General features: G+C 75.1%; 13 protein-coding genes and 1 pseudogene. 8 read left to right on the top strand and 6 right to left on the bottom strand.

Translation table 11 applies throughout. The features are described 5' to 3' along the window. Nucleotides 1–29: 29 nt before the first annotated feature. Nucleotides 30–953: pseudogene (locus tag EDD39_RS42790) on the top strand (phytoene desaturase family protein); the annotation flags it as partial. Then, nucleotides 949–1,680, top strand: coding sequence for a phytoene desaturase family protein (locus EDD39_RS28015; RefSeq protein WP_148089544.1), 732 nt, complete (start codon nucleotides 949–951; stop codon nucleotides 1,678–1,680). The pseudogene EDD39_RS42790 and the gene EDD39_RS28015, both read left to right, overlap by 5 nt. Here EDD39_RS28015 and egtD read toward each other — a convergent pair. From egtD to EDD39_RS27990, 5 genes are all read right to left on the bottom strand, one after another. Beyond that, complete coding sequence (gene egtD, locus EDD39_RS28010; protein ID WP_123561424.1) at nucleotides 1,677–2,663, bottom strand: L-histidine N(alpha)-methyltransferase; 987 nt, start codon at nucleotides 2,661–2,663, stop codon at nucleotides 1,677–1,679. The two genes, EDD39_RS28015 and egtD, sit on opposite strands and share 4 nt — an antisense overlap. Then, nucleotides 2,660–3,436: an ergothioneine biosynthesis protein EgtC gene (gene egtC, locus EDD39_RS28005; protein WP_123561422.1), complete on the bottom strand. Its 777-nt coding sequence runs from the start codon at nucleotides 3,434–3,436 to the stop codon at nucleotides 2,660–2,662. The genes egtD and egtC overlap by 4 nt, the downstream gene beginning before the upstream one ends. Further along, nucleotides 3,436–4,770 (bottom strand): ergothioneine biosynthesis protein EgtB, encoded by a 1,335-nt coding sequence (gene egtB / locus EDD39_RS28000; protein ID WP_123561420.1) that lies wholly within the window; start codon nucleotides 4,768–4,770, stop codon nucleotides 3,436–3,438. Before egtB ends, egtC begins: the two co-directional genes overlap by 1 nt. A 34-nt stretch (nucleotides 4,771–4,804) precedes the next feature. Next, the gene (gene egtA, locus EDD39_RS27995; protein ID WP_244257326.1) at nucleotides 4,805–6,079 is read right to left on the bottom strand and encodes an ergothioneine biosynthesis glutamate--cysteine ligase EgtA; all 1,275 of its coding nucleotides are present in this window, start codon (nucleotides 6,077–6,079) and stop codon (nucleotides 4,805–4,807) included. 143 nt (nucleotides 6,080–6,222) lie between these two features. Beyond that, entirely contained in the window at nucleotides 6,223–7,329 is a 1,107-nt protein-coding gene (locus EDD39_RS27990) for an aminotransferase class I/II-fold pyridoxal phosphate-dependent enzyme (protein WP_123561416.1), read from the bottom strand. Nucleotides 7,330–7,634: 305 nt separating this feature from the next. Between EDD39_RS27990 and EDD39_RS27985 the strand changes: the two genes are divergently transcribed. From EDD39_RS27985 to EDD39_RS27970, 4 genes are all read left to right on the top strand, one after another. Beyond that, nucleotides 7,635–7,976: a hypothetical protein gene (locus EDD39_RS27985; RefSeq protein ID WP_123561414.1), complete on the top strand. Its 342-nt coding sequence runs from the start codon at nucleotides 7,635–7,637 to the stop codon at nucleotides 7,974–7,976. Nucleotides 7,977–8,244: 268 nt separating this feature from the next. Next, nucleotides 8,245–8,598 carry a VOC family protein gene (locus EDD39_RS27980; protein ID WP_208765669.1) on the top strand — a complete coding sequence of 118 codons (354 nt, stop codon included), beginning with the start codon at nucleotides 8,245–8,247 and terminating at the stop codon, nucleotides 8,596–8,598. 86 nt (nucleotides 8,599–8,684) lie between these two features. Further along, the gene (locus EDD39_RS27975; RefSeq protein ID WP_123561410.1) at nucleotides 8,685–9,695 is read left to right on the top strand and encodes an alpha/beta hydrolase; all 1,011 of its coding nucleotides are present in this window, start codon (nucleotides 8,685–8,687) and stop codon (nucleotides 9,693–9,695) included. Between the two features lie 10 nt (nucleotides 9,696–9,705). Then, entirely contained in the window at nucleotides 9,706–10,434 is a 729-nt protein-coding gene (locus EDD39_RS27970; protein ID WP_123561408.1) for a helix-turn-helix transcriptional regulator, read from the top strand. A 17-nt stretch (nucleotides 10,435–10,451) separates the two neighbouring features. On the opposite strand, the gene EDD39_RS27965 is transcribed toward EDD39_RS27970, so the two are convergent. Next, entirely contained in the window at nucleotides 10,452–12,170 is a 1,719-nt protein-coding gene (locus EDD39_RS27965) for a methyltransferase (RefSeq protein WP_123561407.1), read from the bottom strand. A gap of 560 nt (nucleotides 12,171–12,730) precedes the next feature. Between EDD39_RS27965 and EDD39_RS27960 the strand changes: the two genes are divergently transcribed. Together EDD39_RS27960 and EDD39_RS27955 are read left to right on the top strand one after the other, a co-directional pair. Beyond that, on the top strand, nucleotides 12,731–13,855 hold the full coding sequence (locus tag EDD39_RS27960) for a cytochrome P450 (RefSeq protein ID WP_123563405.1): 1,125 nt from the start codon (nucleotides 12,731–12,733) through the stop codon (nucleotides 13,853–13,855). Nucleotides 13,856–14,153: 298 nt separating this feature from the next. Beyond that, nucleotides 14,154–15,299: a glycine amidinotransferase gene (locus EDD39_RS27955; RefSeq protein ID WP_123561405.1), complete on the top strand. Its 1,146-nt coding sequence runs from the start codon at nucleotides 14,154–14,156 to the stop codon at nucleotides 15,297–15,299. Nucleotides 15,300–15,321: the final 22 nt, after the last annotated feature.

Raw genomic sequence — 15,321 nt, 5'->3', positions numbered from 1 at the left:
CCCGGGCCGGTGCGGCGGAGGTGACGGACATGGCGGAACGCGTGCTGGTGGGCAGGCCGCTGACGGCGGGCGCGGTCGCGGACCGGTACGACGCGGTGGTGGTCGGGTCCGGGGCGGGCGGCCTGACCACCGCGGTCTGCCTGGCCCGCCAGGGGCGCCGGGTGGCGGTGTTCGAGCAGCACTACACCGCGGGCGGCTACACCCACGCCTACCGGCGCCGCGGCTGGGAGTGGGACGTCGGGATCCACTACGTCGGCCAACTGGGCCCGCGCGAACCGGTGCGGGTGCTCTCCGACTACCTGACCGGCGGCGCGCTGCGCTGGGCCCCGGTCGGCGACCCGTGCGACGAGTACCGGCTGGCCGGCGAGGTGCACCGGGGCCCGGTCGGCTTCGACGCCCACCGGGCCGAACTGACCGCCCGCTTCCCGGCCGAACGGGCCGGCATCGACGCCCTGTTCGCCCTGGTCGGGCGGTGCCGGGCGGTGCTCCCCGCGCTGGCGGTGGGCCGCCTCTCGGGCCCGGTGGCCCGCGGGCTGGCCCGCCTGCTGCGGACGGCCGCCGTACCGCCCGAGGCGATGCGCCCGGCCCGGGACGTGGTGGAGGGGCTGATCGCCGACGAGCGGCTGCGGCAGGCCGTCCTCACCCGCAGCGCCCTGCTGCTGGCCGACTCCACCGCCGAACTGCCGTTCTTCCTGCTCGCCGTGATGTTCGAGCACTTCCGCACCGGCGCCTGGTACCCGGTGGGCGGCAGCGCCGCGATCGCCCGCGCGATGCTCGACCCGATCCGCGCCGCGGGCGGCGAGGTCTTCGTCCGGGCCCCGGTCGCCCGGATCGAACTGACCGGGACGCAGGCGACGGGCGTCCGGCTGGCGGACGGTACCCGGGTCCGGGCCCCGGTGGTGGTCAGCGCGGCGGGCGCGCACCACACCCACCGCACCCTGCTGCCCGGTGCGCCCCGGCCCCCCGGACCCGCTGGACGGCATGCGGCGCGGATTCCCGTTCGTGGTGCTCTTCCTCGGCCTCGACGGCGACCCCGCGGAACTCGGCCTGCCCCGGCACAACCTGCTGGTCACCGACGGCGACTGCGACGCCTTCTTCGACGGCACCGGCGGACGCACCAGCGGCTGCTTCCTCTCCTTCTCCTGCGCCAAGGACCCCACCTGGACCGGCCGGTACCCCGGCCGGTCCACCGGCGAGATCCTCGCCTACGTCCGCCCCGAGCTGTTCGCGCCCTTCCACGGCTCCCGCCACCGCCACCGGGACCGAGCGTACCTGGCCCTGAAGGCCGAACTCACCGCCGAACTGCTCGACCTGCTCCACCGCCAACTGCCCTCCACCCGCGGCCGGGTGGCCTACCACGAACTCGGCACCCCGCTGACGGCCGAACACTTCGCCGGCTGGCCCGGCGGCAGCCTCTACGGGCTCGCCAAGGACGTCACGGCCTTCGGCGACGGCCGCACGCCCGGCCGGGCGGACCGGCTGCGCCCGCGCACCGCCGTCGACGGCCTCTACCTCTCCGGCCAGGACTGCCTGGCCGGAGGCTTCCTGGGCGCGGTCACGGGCGGCCTGCTCGCCGCGCACGAAGCGCTCGACCGCACCGGCCGCGCCCGCCTGTGGACGGGCCTGCTGCGCCACGCCGCCCGCCCGCCGGCCCCGCCGGCCCCTTCGGACAGGACCTAGTCGGAGCCGTCCTCGAAGGGCCGGGACAGCGACAGCCCGAAGCGGCCCTCCTCGTCGGTCCACCAGTCGGTCAGGCGCAGGCCGGCGGCGAAGAGCTCGCGTTCGACGCGTTCGCGCCGGAACTTCGCGGAGACCTCGGTGCGGAGTTCCTCGCCGGCCTCGAAGTGCACGGGCAGGCCGAGTTCGGTGATCTTGACGGTCTGGTCGCGCAGCGAGCGCAGCCGCATCTCGATCCACTCGTTCTCGGCGTCCCAGAGGGCGACGTGCGCGAACTGCTCCGGGTCGAAGTCGGCGCTCAGCTCGCGGTTGAGCACCGACAGCAGGTTGCGGTTGAACGCGGCGGTGACCCCGGCGGCGTCGTCGTAGGCGGCGACCAGGACGGCGGGGTCCTTGACCAGGTCGGTGCCGAGCAGCAGCCAGTCGCCGGGCATCAGCTGGGCCCGCAGGCCGGCCAGGAAGCCGGTGCGCTCGGCGGGCAGCAGGTTGCCGAGGGTGCCGCCGAGGAAGACGACCAGGCGGGGCCCGCCGCCGTCGGGCAGGCCCAGGCTGCGGGTGAAGTCGGACAGCACGGCGGAGACCTCGAGCCCCGGGTAGTCGTCGATCAGCGACTTCCCGGCGGCCGCCAGGGCGCTCTCGCTGACGTCGACCGGGACGTAGCGCTCCAGGGTGCCCGCGGCGCGCAGCGCGTCGAGCAGCAGGCGGGTCTTCTCGGAGGAGCCGGAGCCGAGTTCGACCAGGGTGCGGGCCCCGGTGGCGGCGGCGACGGCGGCGGCGCGGTCGGCGAGGATCTCGCGCTCGGCCCGGGTCGGGTAGTACTCGGGCAGCCGGGTGATCTCCTCGAAGAGTTCGGAGCCGCGGGCGTCGTAGAACCACTTCGGGGGCAGCCGTTTGGGTCGGCCGCTCAGGCCCTCGCGGGCGTCGGTGCGCAGCGCGTGGTGCAGGTGGTCGGGGGGCAGCAGGCGGGTCAGCCGGTATCCGGTCATCGCGGGGCGTCCTCTCGGGTGCGCGGCCCGACGGGGGCCAGCGGGGTCAGCGAGCTGCCGGCCGCGTCGGCCACCAGCAGGGTGCGGTCGGGGACTTCGGACCAGCCGGGCCCGTCGTCGAAGGGCTCGGAGGCGAGCAGCACGGAGCCGTCCGGGTCGCGGCGCTGGAACAGGGTGTCGCCCCACACCGTGGCGGCCAGCGAACTGCCGTCGGTGGCCAGCAGGTTGACCCGGGCGTCGGACAACTCGGCGGTCAGCAGGCAGACTTCGGCGAGCGCCTTGCCGAGTTCGACGCCCGCGCGCAGCCGGTTCAGCGCCAGCGCCCACAGCAGGGCCGAGTCGGTGCGCGCCTCGACCTCCAACAGCTCGGTGGCGGGCAGCAGTTCGGCCAGCGGGGCGAAGGAGCGGGGCCAGCCGGGCAGCGCGCCGTTGTGGCTGAACAGCCAGCGCCCGGCGGCGAACGGGGCGGCGGCCTGCGGCCCGGCGGCGCAGCCGGGGGTGGCGGAGCGGACGGCGCCGAGCACGGCGTGCGAGCTGACCACCCGGGCCAGGTCGGCGAGGTCGCCGTCGGCCCAGATCGGGCCCTCCCGCCGGTAGCGGGCCGGGCGCTCGTCCCCGGCCGCGTACCAGCCGACGCCGTAGCCGTCCGCGTTGACGGTGCCGTAGCGCTGCAGCCGGGGCGCCCAGGACTGGCGCAGCAGCCCGTACGGCGGATCGAGCAGGACCGAGCGGATCGGCACCGGCCGCCCCAGGTAGGCGAAGTGGCGGCACATCAGGCCCCGGCTCCCGTCCGGGGCTCGGCGTCGCGCGCGGTGCGGAAGCCGGAGAAGATCTGCCGCCGCACCGGGTAGTCCCAGTTGCGGAAGGTGCCCCGGCAGGCGACCGGGGCGACCGCGAACGAGCCGCCGCGCAGCACCTTGTGCTCGGGGCCGAAGAACACCTCCGAGTACTCCCGGTACGGCCAGGCCGTGAACCCCGGGTAGCCGGTGAAGTCGCTGGCCGTCCACTCCCACACGTCGCCGATCAACTGCCTTGCCCCGCACGGCGCTTCGCCCTCCGGGTAGGCGCCGACCGGGGCCGGGCGCAGGTGCCGCTGGCCCAGGTTGGCGTGCTCGGGGCCGGGGGAGGAGTCGCCCCACGGGAAGCGCCGGGAGCGGCCGGTGGCCGGGTCGTGCCGGGCGGCCTTCTCCCACTCGGCCTCGGTCGGCAGCCGCCGCCCCGCCCACCGGGCGTACGCGTCGGCCTCGTACCAGCTGACGTGCAGCACCGGCTCGTCCGCCGGGACGGGTTCGAGGCGGCCGAAGCGGCGGCGCAGCCACTGGCCGCCGTCCTGCTCCCAGAACAGCGGCGCCTCCAGGCCGGCCGACATCCGGTGCGCCCAGCCCTCGGGCGTCCACCAGCGCGGGTCCCGGTAGCCGCCGTCGGCCAGGAAGCGCTGGTAGGCGCCGGCCGAGACGGGCGTGGTGTCCAGCCAGAACGCGGGCAGCTCGACCTGGTGGGCGGGGCGCTCGTTGTCCAGCGCCCACGGCTCGGTGTCGGTGCCCATGGTGAACGGCCCGGCGGGGACCAGGACCTCGGCGGGCAGCGGGCCGGTGGCGGCGGGCGGCGGCGGGGCGTCCAGCACGGCCGGGCCGGTGCGCAGCTGGTGGGTGATCAGCATGGTCTCGTCGTGCTGCTGCTCGTGCTGGGCGATCATGCCGAAGGCGAACCCGGCGTCCAGCAGCGGCGCGCCCTCCAGCGGGGAGGCGGCCAGCAGGTCCAGCACCCGGCCGCGAACCTCGTGCGCGTAGGCGCGGGCCTCGGCGGGCGGCAGCAGCGGCAGCCGGGGGCGCTCGGCCCGCGGGTGCTCGAAGGCGTCGTACAGCGGGTCGATCTCCGGGTGCATCGGGTCGCGGCCGCCGACGTTGCGCAGCAGCCACAGCTCCTCCTGGTTGCCGATGTGCGCCAGGTCCCACACCAGCGGCGACATCAACGGCGAGTGCTGGGCGACGAGTTCGGCGTCGTCGACGGCCTCGGTGAGCTGCCCGGTGCGCTCCCGGGCGGCGAGCAGTTCGACGGCGATCAGGTCGCGCAGCAGGGCGGGGTCGGTCCGGTCGGCGTTCAGCACGAGGTGGCCTCCTGCGGAGCGAGGGAGCGGGCGGTCAGCACGGGGCGTCCTCCTGGAGGGCGGGGGCGGCGCCGGTGCGCAGGGCGGTCAGCTGGTCGTCGGCCGGGCAGCGGCCGCGGGCCGGGTAGCGTTCGGCGAACTCGACCAGGTCGGCGCGCAGTCGCCCTCCCCGGCGGGTCAGCGCGCGTTCCGCGGCGGCGAAGCAGAGCAGCGCGGCGCGGCGCAGGTCCGGGTCGGCCATGCCGAGCGCGGCGGCCCGCCGCCACAGGCCCGAACGGGGTGCGCGGCTGCCCGCGTGGCCCAGCAGCTCCAGGGCGGCGCGGGCCTCGTCGGCCGCCACCGGGTCGTCCATCAGCGCGCTGACCAGGGCCAGCGGCACCCGCCAGCCCTCGCCGGGCTGGGCGTCGATCATCCGCAGTTCGAGGTGGCCGCGCGGGCGCACCGGCGGGAACAGCGTGGTGCGGTGGTAGTCCAGGTCGGCCAGCACCGCGGGCCGCTCGCCCGCGCCGCGCAGCCACTCGCGGAAGCTCAGCCCGGCCGGCGCGTCCCAGGGCAGCCCGTCCGGGCGGCGCACGCACAGCAGCGCGGCGTCCAGCACGTAGGCCGTCCAGGCCGCGCGCGGGTCGGCGGACGGCGGCGGGGCCAGCGTCCGGGAGGGGTCCATCCGGGACCACACCAGCTGCCGGGTCGACTTCCAGCCGGTCGGACGTCCCTCCAGCAGCGGCGAGTTGGCGAACGCGGCGACCAGCACCGGCCCCAACTCGTGCGCCAGGCGCCAGCGCCGCGCGTGGTCGGCCTCGGTGCCCGCGTCCACGCAGACCTGCACGGAGGCGGTGCCGGTCATCATGATCCGGCCCCAGGGGCCGCCGCGGTCGAAGTAGTGCTCCATCGCCCGGTAGCGCGGGTGGGTGGCGAGCATCCGGCGCTCGCGGTCCATCGGATCGGTGCCGCTGCCGGTCAGCCGCAGGCCCTCGGCGGCCAGCGCCGCCCGCAGCACCGCCTGGTCGGCGCTCAGTCCGGCCGCGCAGTCGGCCGGGTCGGCGGCGGGCGGGGAGCTGAGCTCGACCTGCCCGCCGGGTTCGCGCGTCAGCCGCGAGCCCGCCGGGAGCACCGGGCCGTCGGCCGAGTCGGGCAGCACCGCCAGCGCGGCCGCCACCCGGTCGGGATCCACCGGGGAGCCGGGACATCGGACGTCATGGACGAACCACTCCGCCTCGACCCCGACCAGCGCCGGGGGCCCGATCTTGAAGCAGATGGCGCCCAGGTGCCGTTCGGCCGACGCCTCGGTCAACTCCGCCCTGAGCGTCACGCTGTGTACCGGATCGGCGGTCGGAGCGGCCTGTTGCGGACGTACAGATGTCACCGGGTTTCACCATCCCTCGGTTCGCGACTTGAGCCCGGTTGTTCCTGCTCAGTCTGCTCCGAGGCAAACCTCGATGCCGCCCGGATCGACTATTCGCAGGTCAGCCGGGTGAGAGCGGTGCGGAGACGGTCCAACGGCAGGGCGAAATTCAGCCGCAGCCGCCCGGAACCGGCCGCTCCGAAATCCGCACCGTCCGCCAGCTCGACGTGACGCTCGGTGAGTAGCTCCTCCCGGCTGCCGAGCCCCGCGCCGTCCAGCCACAGCAGGTACGAGGACTGCGGACGGGCCAGCACCGCACCGCCCAGCGCCCCCACCGCCAACTCCCGGGCCCGCACCAGGTGCGCCAGCAGCCCGTCCAGCCACGGCCCGCCCTCGGCCAGCGCCGCCCGCTGCGCGACCGCCCCCAGCAGCCCGCCCTCCCACAGGCCGAAACCCGCCATCACCGCCGCCAGCCGCTCCCGCAGCCCCGCGTCCGGCACCAGCGCGAAACAGCTCGGCAGGCCCGAGACGTTGAAGGTCTTGCCGACCGAGTTCAGCGTCACCACGTTCGGCGCCCCGCCCGTCACCGTGACCGCCACCGGCTGCGCCGCGCCCGCGTCCGGGTGCCGCAGGTCGCCGTGCACCTCGTCCGAGACCAGCAGCCCCGGCGCGGCCGCCGCGGCCAGCGCCCGGACGTCCGCCGCCGGCCAGATCCGCCCGGACGGGTTGTGCGGGCTGCTCAGCAGCACCAGGCCCGGCCGGGCCGCCGCGACCTCGGCCAGGGGCAGCCGGTACGGGTCGGCCGGGTCGCCGGTCTCCAGCAGCGGCAGCTCCCTGGTCGCCACCCCCGCCGCCCCGCAGACCCGGGCGAAACCGCCCCACTCCGGCGTCACGAACACCGCCGGACCGGACAGCGGCCGCACCGCCTCCAGCAGCAGCCGCACCGCCGTGCCCGGCGCGAACGGCAGCAGCATCACCCAGCCCGGATCCACCTCCACCCCGTGCCGCCGCCGGTACCAGTCGGCCACCAGCACCCGGTCCGCGGCCTCCGCCACCGGGTACCCGAACGCCGGGTGCCCCGCCCGCACCCGCAACGCCGCCCCCACCGCGGGCGGCCCCGGCAGGTCCATGTCCGCCACCCCCATGGCGATCCGCCCCGCGCCCGCCCGCGCCCACTTCGCGCTGCCCGTCCCCGCCCGCGAGAACCGTTCGAACACCTGGTGCTCCCTCCGTCGCCGCCGTCCCCCTCACGCTAGGCCCGCGCGGGCGGGCGGGGGAGTGCGCGGGCGGGGGAGTGCGCGGGCGGGGCGGGCCGTCGAGAGCTGAATCGGTACGTGTCCGTGAACTGGCACTGAGTGAGAAATCGTGCCGCTCATTACTTGAACATTGCTTAACAGCTATCGGTTTTCGGAAACGCGACCGGAATCCCTGGACAACGTTGTCCGACGCCGCGCAGACTGGACCCACCCATCGCACCCGTGGCCGAACCGCGGTAGGCCGGACCCACCCTGCGAGGCACCCCATGCCGAAGAACAGCACCGCCATCTACCTGCGCTGCTACCCCGAGGACCGCTGGGAGATGATGTCCCACCGCCACGCCCTCGAGGGCCTGGCCGACCGCTGCGGACTGGCCCGCCCGATCCTCTACCTCGACAACGGCACCCGCTCCACCGAACGCGCCCCGCGCCTCGAACACCTGCTCGCCGACATCGCCGCCGGCTGGGTCGACACCGTCCTGATCCCCGGCACCTGGGTCTTCGCCCTCTGCCCCGCCGCCGCCCGGACCACCGCCGCCCGCATCCGCACCACCGGCGCCCACCTGATCGAGATGACCTCCCCCCGCGCCACCCTCCAAGCCGCCTGACCGGCCGGAACGGCGCGAGACCCCTCGCGGAGGAAGGGCCCCGGGCGGCGGGCGGGAAGGCCGGCGGCCGTCGTGGAAGCCGAACGCCCCGCGGAGCAACGCGCCTGACGACCCGTCACCCCTGCTGCTCCTCCCGTCTCGTCCGACCGGCCGGCAACGGCGACGGGACCGGCGCGGGCGGCCGGCCTCCGAGGGGGCTGCCCGGCCTGCGGCCGGTGGCGATCGTCCCTGCTCAGGCGGCCGGTCGGCCCTGTCTATGCTCATCCCCATGGCACTGGAATGGGAACAGATCATCGTCGACTCCGCCGACCCCGTCGCCCTCGGGCACTGGTGGGCCGAGGCCCTCGGCTGGGTGGTGGTCGACGAGACCGAGGAGATCGTCGAGATCCGGCCCGAGCCGGACCGGATGCCGGGACTGCTCTTCGTGCCCGTCCCCGAGGGGAAGACTTCGAAGAACCGGCTCCACCCCGACTTCCGCCCCGACGACCAGGAGGCCGAGGTCGCCTGGCTGCTCTCCCTCGGTGCCCGGCGGGTCGACCCCGCGCAGGACGGGCAGCACTGGGTGACCCTCCTCGACCCGGAGGGCAACGAGTTCTGCGTCCTGTCCGCACCGAAGGGCTGAACGGGCCCCGGCAGCCCGCCTCGTGACCCGGATCACCCGGAAAGGGTGACACAGCGTCGTCGCCGCGCACCGGCAGCGTCTGCGGCATGACGACGACGCACCGCACCACGCCCGACTTCCCCGACTTCCTGCGCGGCGAGCCCCTCGACGGGCACCCCCTGCGCGCCCACTTGCGGGACCTCGACCGCCTGGAGGAGACGCTCGCCTTCAACTGGGCCTTCGAACGGGCCGCGGGCAGCCGGCCCGCCCGTCGCGGACCGCTCGACGCGCAGACGCTCGCCCGGCTGCGCCGCAACCGGCTCGGGGGTGACACGCCGCCCCGGCGTCTTCCGCAGGCCCGGGACCGGCGGCTTCCGGGCGGGGTGCGGGTCCGGGTGCTCGATCCCGGCAGCCCCGAGGGCGTCCTGCTCCACCTGCACGGTGGGGGCTGGGCGTTCGGGTCGGCGGACGGGCAGGACGAGCGGCTGTGGGAGCTGGCCCTGGGGACCCGGCTGGCCGTCGTCAGCGTCGAGTACCGGCTCGCCCCCGAACACCCCCACCCCGCCGCCCCCGAGGACTGCGAGCGCGCCGCCCGCTGGCTCGCCGAGCACGCCGTCACCGAGTTCGGCACCGACCGGCTGCTGATCGCGGGTGAGTCGGCCGGTGCGCACCTCGCCGTCCTCACCCTGCTGCGCCTGCGGGCGGGGCACCCGGGGGCCTACTGCGGCGCCCAGTTGGCCTTCGGCCCCTACGACCTGTCGATGACGCCCAGCCAGCGCAGCTTCGGCGACCGTGCGCTGCTGAGCAACACCCGCAGCCTGCAGGGGAGTTACGAGATGTTCAGCCCCGGTGCCGATGCCGGGCGGCGCCGCGATCCGGCGCTGTCCCCGCTGTACGCGGACCTCGCCGGTCTGCCGCCGGCCCGGCTCGTGGTCGGCACCGAGGACCCGCTGCTGGACGACTCGGTGCTGCTGGCCCGGCGCTGGCAGGAGGCGGGCGGGACGGCCGAACTCGACGTGGTGGCCGGGGCGATGCACGGCTTCACCCTCTACCCGCTCACCGTCACCGACCGCGAACGCCGCCGCGAGCGGGAGTTCCTCGCCGCCGCGGGCCGGTAGGGTCCTCCGGGTGAACCGAACGGCCCGCCTGTACGCCCTGGTCGAGGAGTTGCGGGCCGCCGCGCCCCGCCCGCTGACCGTCGCCCGGCTGGCGGCCCGGTTCGAGGTCGCCACCCGCACCGTCCAGCGCGACCTCCAGGCCCTGATGGCCGCGGGCCTCCCCGTCCGGGCCGCCACCGGACGGGGCGGCGGCTGGTCCATCGACCCCCGCACCACCCTGCCGCCGGTCCGGTTCACCGCGCAGGAGGCCGCCGCGCTCACCGTCGCGCTCGCCGCCACCGACCACGGCGCGCCCTACGCCGCCGCGGCCCGCACCGCCGCGCAGAAACTCGCCGCCGTCCTGCCCGCCGACGCCGCCGCCACCGCCCGCGACCTGGCCCGCCGGATCGTCGCCCTCCCCGCGGCACCCGCCCCGCCCGGCGCCGCCGCCCACCGGGCCGCCGTCGAACACGCCCTCGCCACCGGCACCGTGCTGCGCCTGCACTACGCCGACGCCGCCGGGCGGAGCAGCGAGCGCCTGGTCGAACCGGCCGGGCTGCTCACCGCGGGCGGCCACTGGTACCTGATCGCCTGGTGCCGCGCCCGCCGGGCCGGCCGCGGCTTCCGCCTCGACCGGATCACCGGCGCCGACCCGACCCCCGAACCGGCCGGCCCGCACGACCTCGCCGCCCTGCTGCGCGGCTCCGCCGCGGCGGGCGCCCGGCCGCCCGCCGCGCTCGGCGCGCTCGACGAGCACTGAAAGGGCGTGCCGGGGCGTCAGGTCCCAGGAGTGGAAGCGGACTTGCGCACGTGCAGGACGTGGGCGTCCAGCGGCAGCGGGTCGTGGCCGACCAGTTCCAGCCCCGCGTCCGCGAACAGCCGGGCGTAGTGCTCCGCGGTGCGCTCCCGGCCGCCCACGTTGCAGCGCATGTGCAGGTCCCAGGCGGTGGCCAGGGAGGGGGAGTCGTCCTCGGGGAGCAGCCGTTCCACCACCAGCAGGTCCGCGTGCGCGGGCATCGCCGCCGACAGGTGCCGCAGGATCTCCCGGCAGCGCTCGTCCGTCCAGTCGTGCAGCACCCGCGAGAGCACGTACACGTCCCCGCCCGGCGGGACGTCCGCGAACTCGCCCGGCAGGCAGGCCGTCCGGTCGCCGCAGCCCGCTCCGGCCAGGAACTCCCGGGCAGCGTCCGCGACCTGCGGGCGTTCCAGCAGCATGCCGTGCAGGGCCGGGTGCGCGGTCAGCAGCCGGGCCAGCAACTCGCCGGTGCCGCCCGCCAGGTCGACCACCGTGCGCGGTGCGCCGGGGGTGGAGGCGGCGGCCGCGGCCCGCACCGCCGGGTGGTTCGGCAGCGGGTCGAACATCCGGGTGCTCGCCGCCATCGACCGGTCGAACAGCTCGGCCAGGTACGGGTCCCGGGCGAAGTGGTCGAAGTGGTTCTCGCCGAACAGCCGGTCGAACGCCACCTGCCCGGTCCGGACCGTCCCGGCCAGTTCGCCGAACGACCGGTAGAACGGCCCCGCGTACAGCAGCGCCAGCGGCCGCAGCGAACCCGGCGCGTCGGCCCGCAGCAGTTCCCCGGACGGGGCGAGCCGGAAGCCGCCGCCGTCCTGGACCACCGCGCCCAGCATCGCCAGGTACCGCAGCAGCGAGCGCAGGGTCTCCGGGTCCGCCCCCACCGCATGGGCCAACTGCTCGGCACTGCGCGGGAGTTGCGGGTCCATCGCCTCCGGGACGCCCAGCTCGGCGAAGGCCGCCAGCGCCTGCGTGGTCCACGCCCCGGTCAGCTGCCGCAGCAGCGCCTCGGCGGGCTGCCCGGCGCGGTGCCGGGCCAGGTGCTCCGCCAGCAGTTCCCGGTGGTCGCCGGGCGCGTACAGCTCGACCCGGGCGAAGCCCGCCTTCGAGCCGGCCGGTGCGGTGAAGTACAGCACCGTGCCGTCCTCGTGCGGGTTGTAGCCGCCGCCGTCCGGGCGCGCGCCGTGCCGCTCCCACAGCGCGCACAGGCCGCGCAGCACCAGCGGGTCGGGGCGGTCCACCTCGAAGCCGAGGTGCGCCTCGTGCTGCGACTCCCGTTCCGAGCCGGCGAGTTCGGACAGGTCGGAGCCCGGGGGCACGGTCAGCGCGAACACCTCGACCACCCGCTGCTCGCCGTCCGCCCCGGTCACCGGCGGCCGCAGGATGCCGACCTCCAGCCCCGAGGCGTCCCGGCCGTGCCGGGCCGCCAGCCGCTCGCGCACCACCGTGCTCGGCCGGGCCGGGGCGTCGGCCGGCAGCCCGGCGTCGGCGAGCATCCGGTGCAGCGCGTCGGCGTCCGGCGGGAAGACCAGCAGTGCGGTGTGCGCGAACCGGCAGCGGTCGGTCAGTGCCCGCAGCTCCACCCCGTCCAGTCCGGGCAGCAGGGCGCGCAGCAGGGCGGCGGTGTCGTGCCGTCGGACGTGCTCGGCGGCGGCCCGGAGCAGCTCCGTGTCGGTGGTGGGCGCGGTGGCGGTGGTGGTCATGGCGAAGTGTCCTCCGGCAGGGTCAGGGAGCGGGTGATGCGTGGGCGAAACGTTTCTGGCGGGGGAGGGGGGCGCGTCGCGGACGCGGGCACGGGTGGGCGCGGGCAGGCCCGAGCGGCGTGCGTGCGGATGCGCGTGGCACCGTCCCCGTGCGTGCGGATGCGCAAGGCGCCGTCCCCCGGTGTTCCCCCGAATCGGCCTGACGCGACGTCAGCCCCGGCGATCCTAACCGCAGTCGGAGCGGCGCCCGGTCCGGCTTCACCCGATCGGCCCGCCGTCCGCACCGACCCGCCGCGAGCCCCGGCCGCGGCGCACGACACTTCCGGACATTTGTGGACGGAATACTTCCGTCCGGTGCTATCGCAATACTTTCCTGAGGGCTCTTGCCAGGGTCATGTCGCATTGATAAATTCGCTTACGGCGCACAAGTCCGGTCCGGCGACAGACGATCATTCCTGGCGCATTCATCATGCGGACCAAATCATCACCAACTCCTTGCAAAACAGGCAACCGTTGGGAATTGTGCTGTGGACCCGCACTACGATCCGCTGGATCCGGCCATGCTCGAAAATCCCTATCCGCACTACGCCCGGCTGCGCGAAGAACACCCGATCTTCTGGCACGAGGGCATGAAGTCCTGGGTCCTGACCCGCTACCAGGACTGCCGGGACGTGCTGCGCAACCACGAGGTGTTCGCCCGCGACCGGCGGCGCACCGGGGAGGAGGTCCCCGAGTTCCGCCAGAGCCTGCAGACCCTCGACCCGCCCGCGCAGGCCCCGATGCGCTCACTGATCATGAACGCGTTCCACGCCCAGGACCTGCCGGAAGTGGGACTGCGCGCCAGACGGCGCACCGCGGGAATCCTCGGCGCACTCGCCGAGCGCGATTCCTTCGACCTGATGCGTGAAGTCGCCGCACCGCTCGCGCTTTCCATCACCGCCGACCTGCTGGGCGTCCGGGAACCCGATCCCGAAGATTACGCCGAGATATCCGCGGCCATCGCCGAGCGCATGGACGCCGGCCTCAAGCCCGAGAACGCCGCCCGCGGCGACCGCGCCAGAACCAGGCTGAACGCGCTGGCCGAGGAGTGGTTCGCCGACGCGGACGACCGGCCCGGGGTGCTCCGGGACGTCAAGCAGCGGGCCGTCAAGGCCGACCTCCCGCCGCACTACATCTCCAACAGCACCGGCATGATGTTCAACGCCAGCTACGGCACGGTCTACGCCACGGTCGGCAACGTGGTCCTCACCCTCCTGCAACGCCCCGGCCTGCTCGAGGAGTTCGAGGACGCGCGGCTGCTCACCCCCGGCGTCAACGAGCTGATCCGCTACGACGGCCCCGCCCAGGGCACCAGCCGGGTCGCCACCCGGACGGTCGAGATCCACGGCACGACCGTCCGGCCCGGACAGATCGTGCTGACCCTGATGGCGGCGGCCAACCGCGACCCGCGCGAATTCCCCCACCCCGACACCCTGCTGCTCGACCGCACCCCCAACCGTCACCTGGGGTTCGGCTGGGGAACGCACGCGTGCGTCGGGGCCGTGTTCGGCCAGGTGGCGATACGGGAGCTGATCGTCTGCCTGCTCGGCGCACCCGGGAGGCTCCGCCTCGCGGGCCCGCCGACCCGGCGCCCGACGGCGACCGTTCGCAGCCTGGACGTGCTCCCGGTCGCCATCGACCGGTGAGCAGTCCGGCGGCCCGCCCCGACAGGGGCCCCGAAAGGGAAGGAGCGCGCGATGAGCTACGACCACTGAACCCCGCCCCGGAGCACCGACCGAGCAGACGTCCTGAACAGGCGCCGTGAGCAGGCGTCCTGAACAGGCGTCCTGAGCAGACGTCGTGAACAGGCGTCGTGAACAGGCGTCACGAGCAGACGTCAGACGTGGGGCCGGCGCACCGCCCGACGCGGCACGCCGGCCCCACCCACGGACCCGCCCACCAGGCGAGAGTGACCAGCCAGCCCACCACGCGAAAGAGTGGCCCATGCAGCTGAACAGCCATGACGAGTGGTCGCCGCTGAAGGAGATCGTCGTCGGCTCCGCCGCGAACTACACCTCGCACGACCGCGAGCTCTCCTTCGACCTGTTCTTCCACGAGAACCTGTTCCGTTCCGACTGGGCCTACCCCCGGCTGCGCCAGAACGCCCATGGCCCGGTCGGCGACCGCGCCTGGCGGATCAAGCAGCAGTACGTGGAGGAACTCCACGAGGACGTCGAGGGCCTGGCCGACACCCTCACCGCCCTCGGCGTCACCGTGCACCGCCCCGTCCCGCTGCCCCCCGACGCGGACCCGATCGCCGGGTTCGGCTGGAACGCCGCCCCGGTGCCGCCGCTCAACCTGCGCGACAACACGCTGATCCTCGGCGACGAGATCATCGAGACCGCGCCCGCCATCCGCTCCCGCTACCTGGAGACCCGGCTGCTGGCCCCGGTCTTCACCGAGTACTTCCGGCGCGGCGCCCGCTGGTCCACCATGCCGCGGCCGGTCCTCACCGACGCCTCCTTCGACCTCTCCTACGCCCGCGACACCGAGACCACCCTCGGCGGACCGACCGAACCGATCTCCGCCCCGCGACCCTCCCCGTACGACGTCGGCTTCGAGATGATGCTCGACGGCGCCCAGTGCCTGCGGCTCGGCCGCGACGTCATCGTCAACATCGCCAACGCCAACCACGCCGCCGCCTGCGACTGGCTGGAACGCCACCTCGGCGGCACCCGCCGCGTCCACCGGGTGCACCGGATGAGCGACAACCACATCGACAGCATGCTGCTGGCCCTGCGCCCCGGCCTCTTCCTGGCCCGCCACGAAGGGCTCCGCGACCTGCTGCCGGAACCCTTCCGCCGCTGGAAGCTGATCGTGCCGCCACAGCCCGAGGAGGCCAACTTCCCGGTGTACGACGACGGCGACCTGGTCCTGACCACCCCCTACATCGACCTCAACGTCCTCTCGGTCGGCCCCGACCGGGTCCTGGTCAACGAGGCGTGCCCGGAACTCGTCAAGGTCCTCGAGCACGAGGGCTTCACGGTCGTCCCGGTCCGGCACCGGCACCGGCGGCTGTTCGGCGGCGGCTTCCACTGCTTCACCCTGGACACCGTCCGCACCGGCGGGCTCGAAGACTACGCGGCCTGAACCGGCGGAACGGGACCACGAC

Source organism: Kitasatospora cineracea, assembly GCF_003751605.1.
Taxonomy (GTDB): domain Bacteria; phylum Actinomycetota; class Actinomycetes; order Streptomycetales; family Streptomycetaceae; genus Kitasatospora; species Kitasatospora cineracea.
Note: the sequence above shows the minus strand (reverse complement) of the source record. Positions and strands in the feature narration are given on the sequence as shown.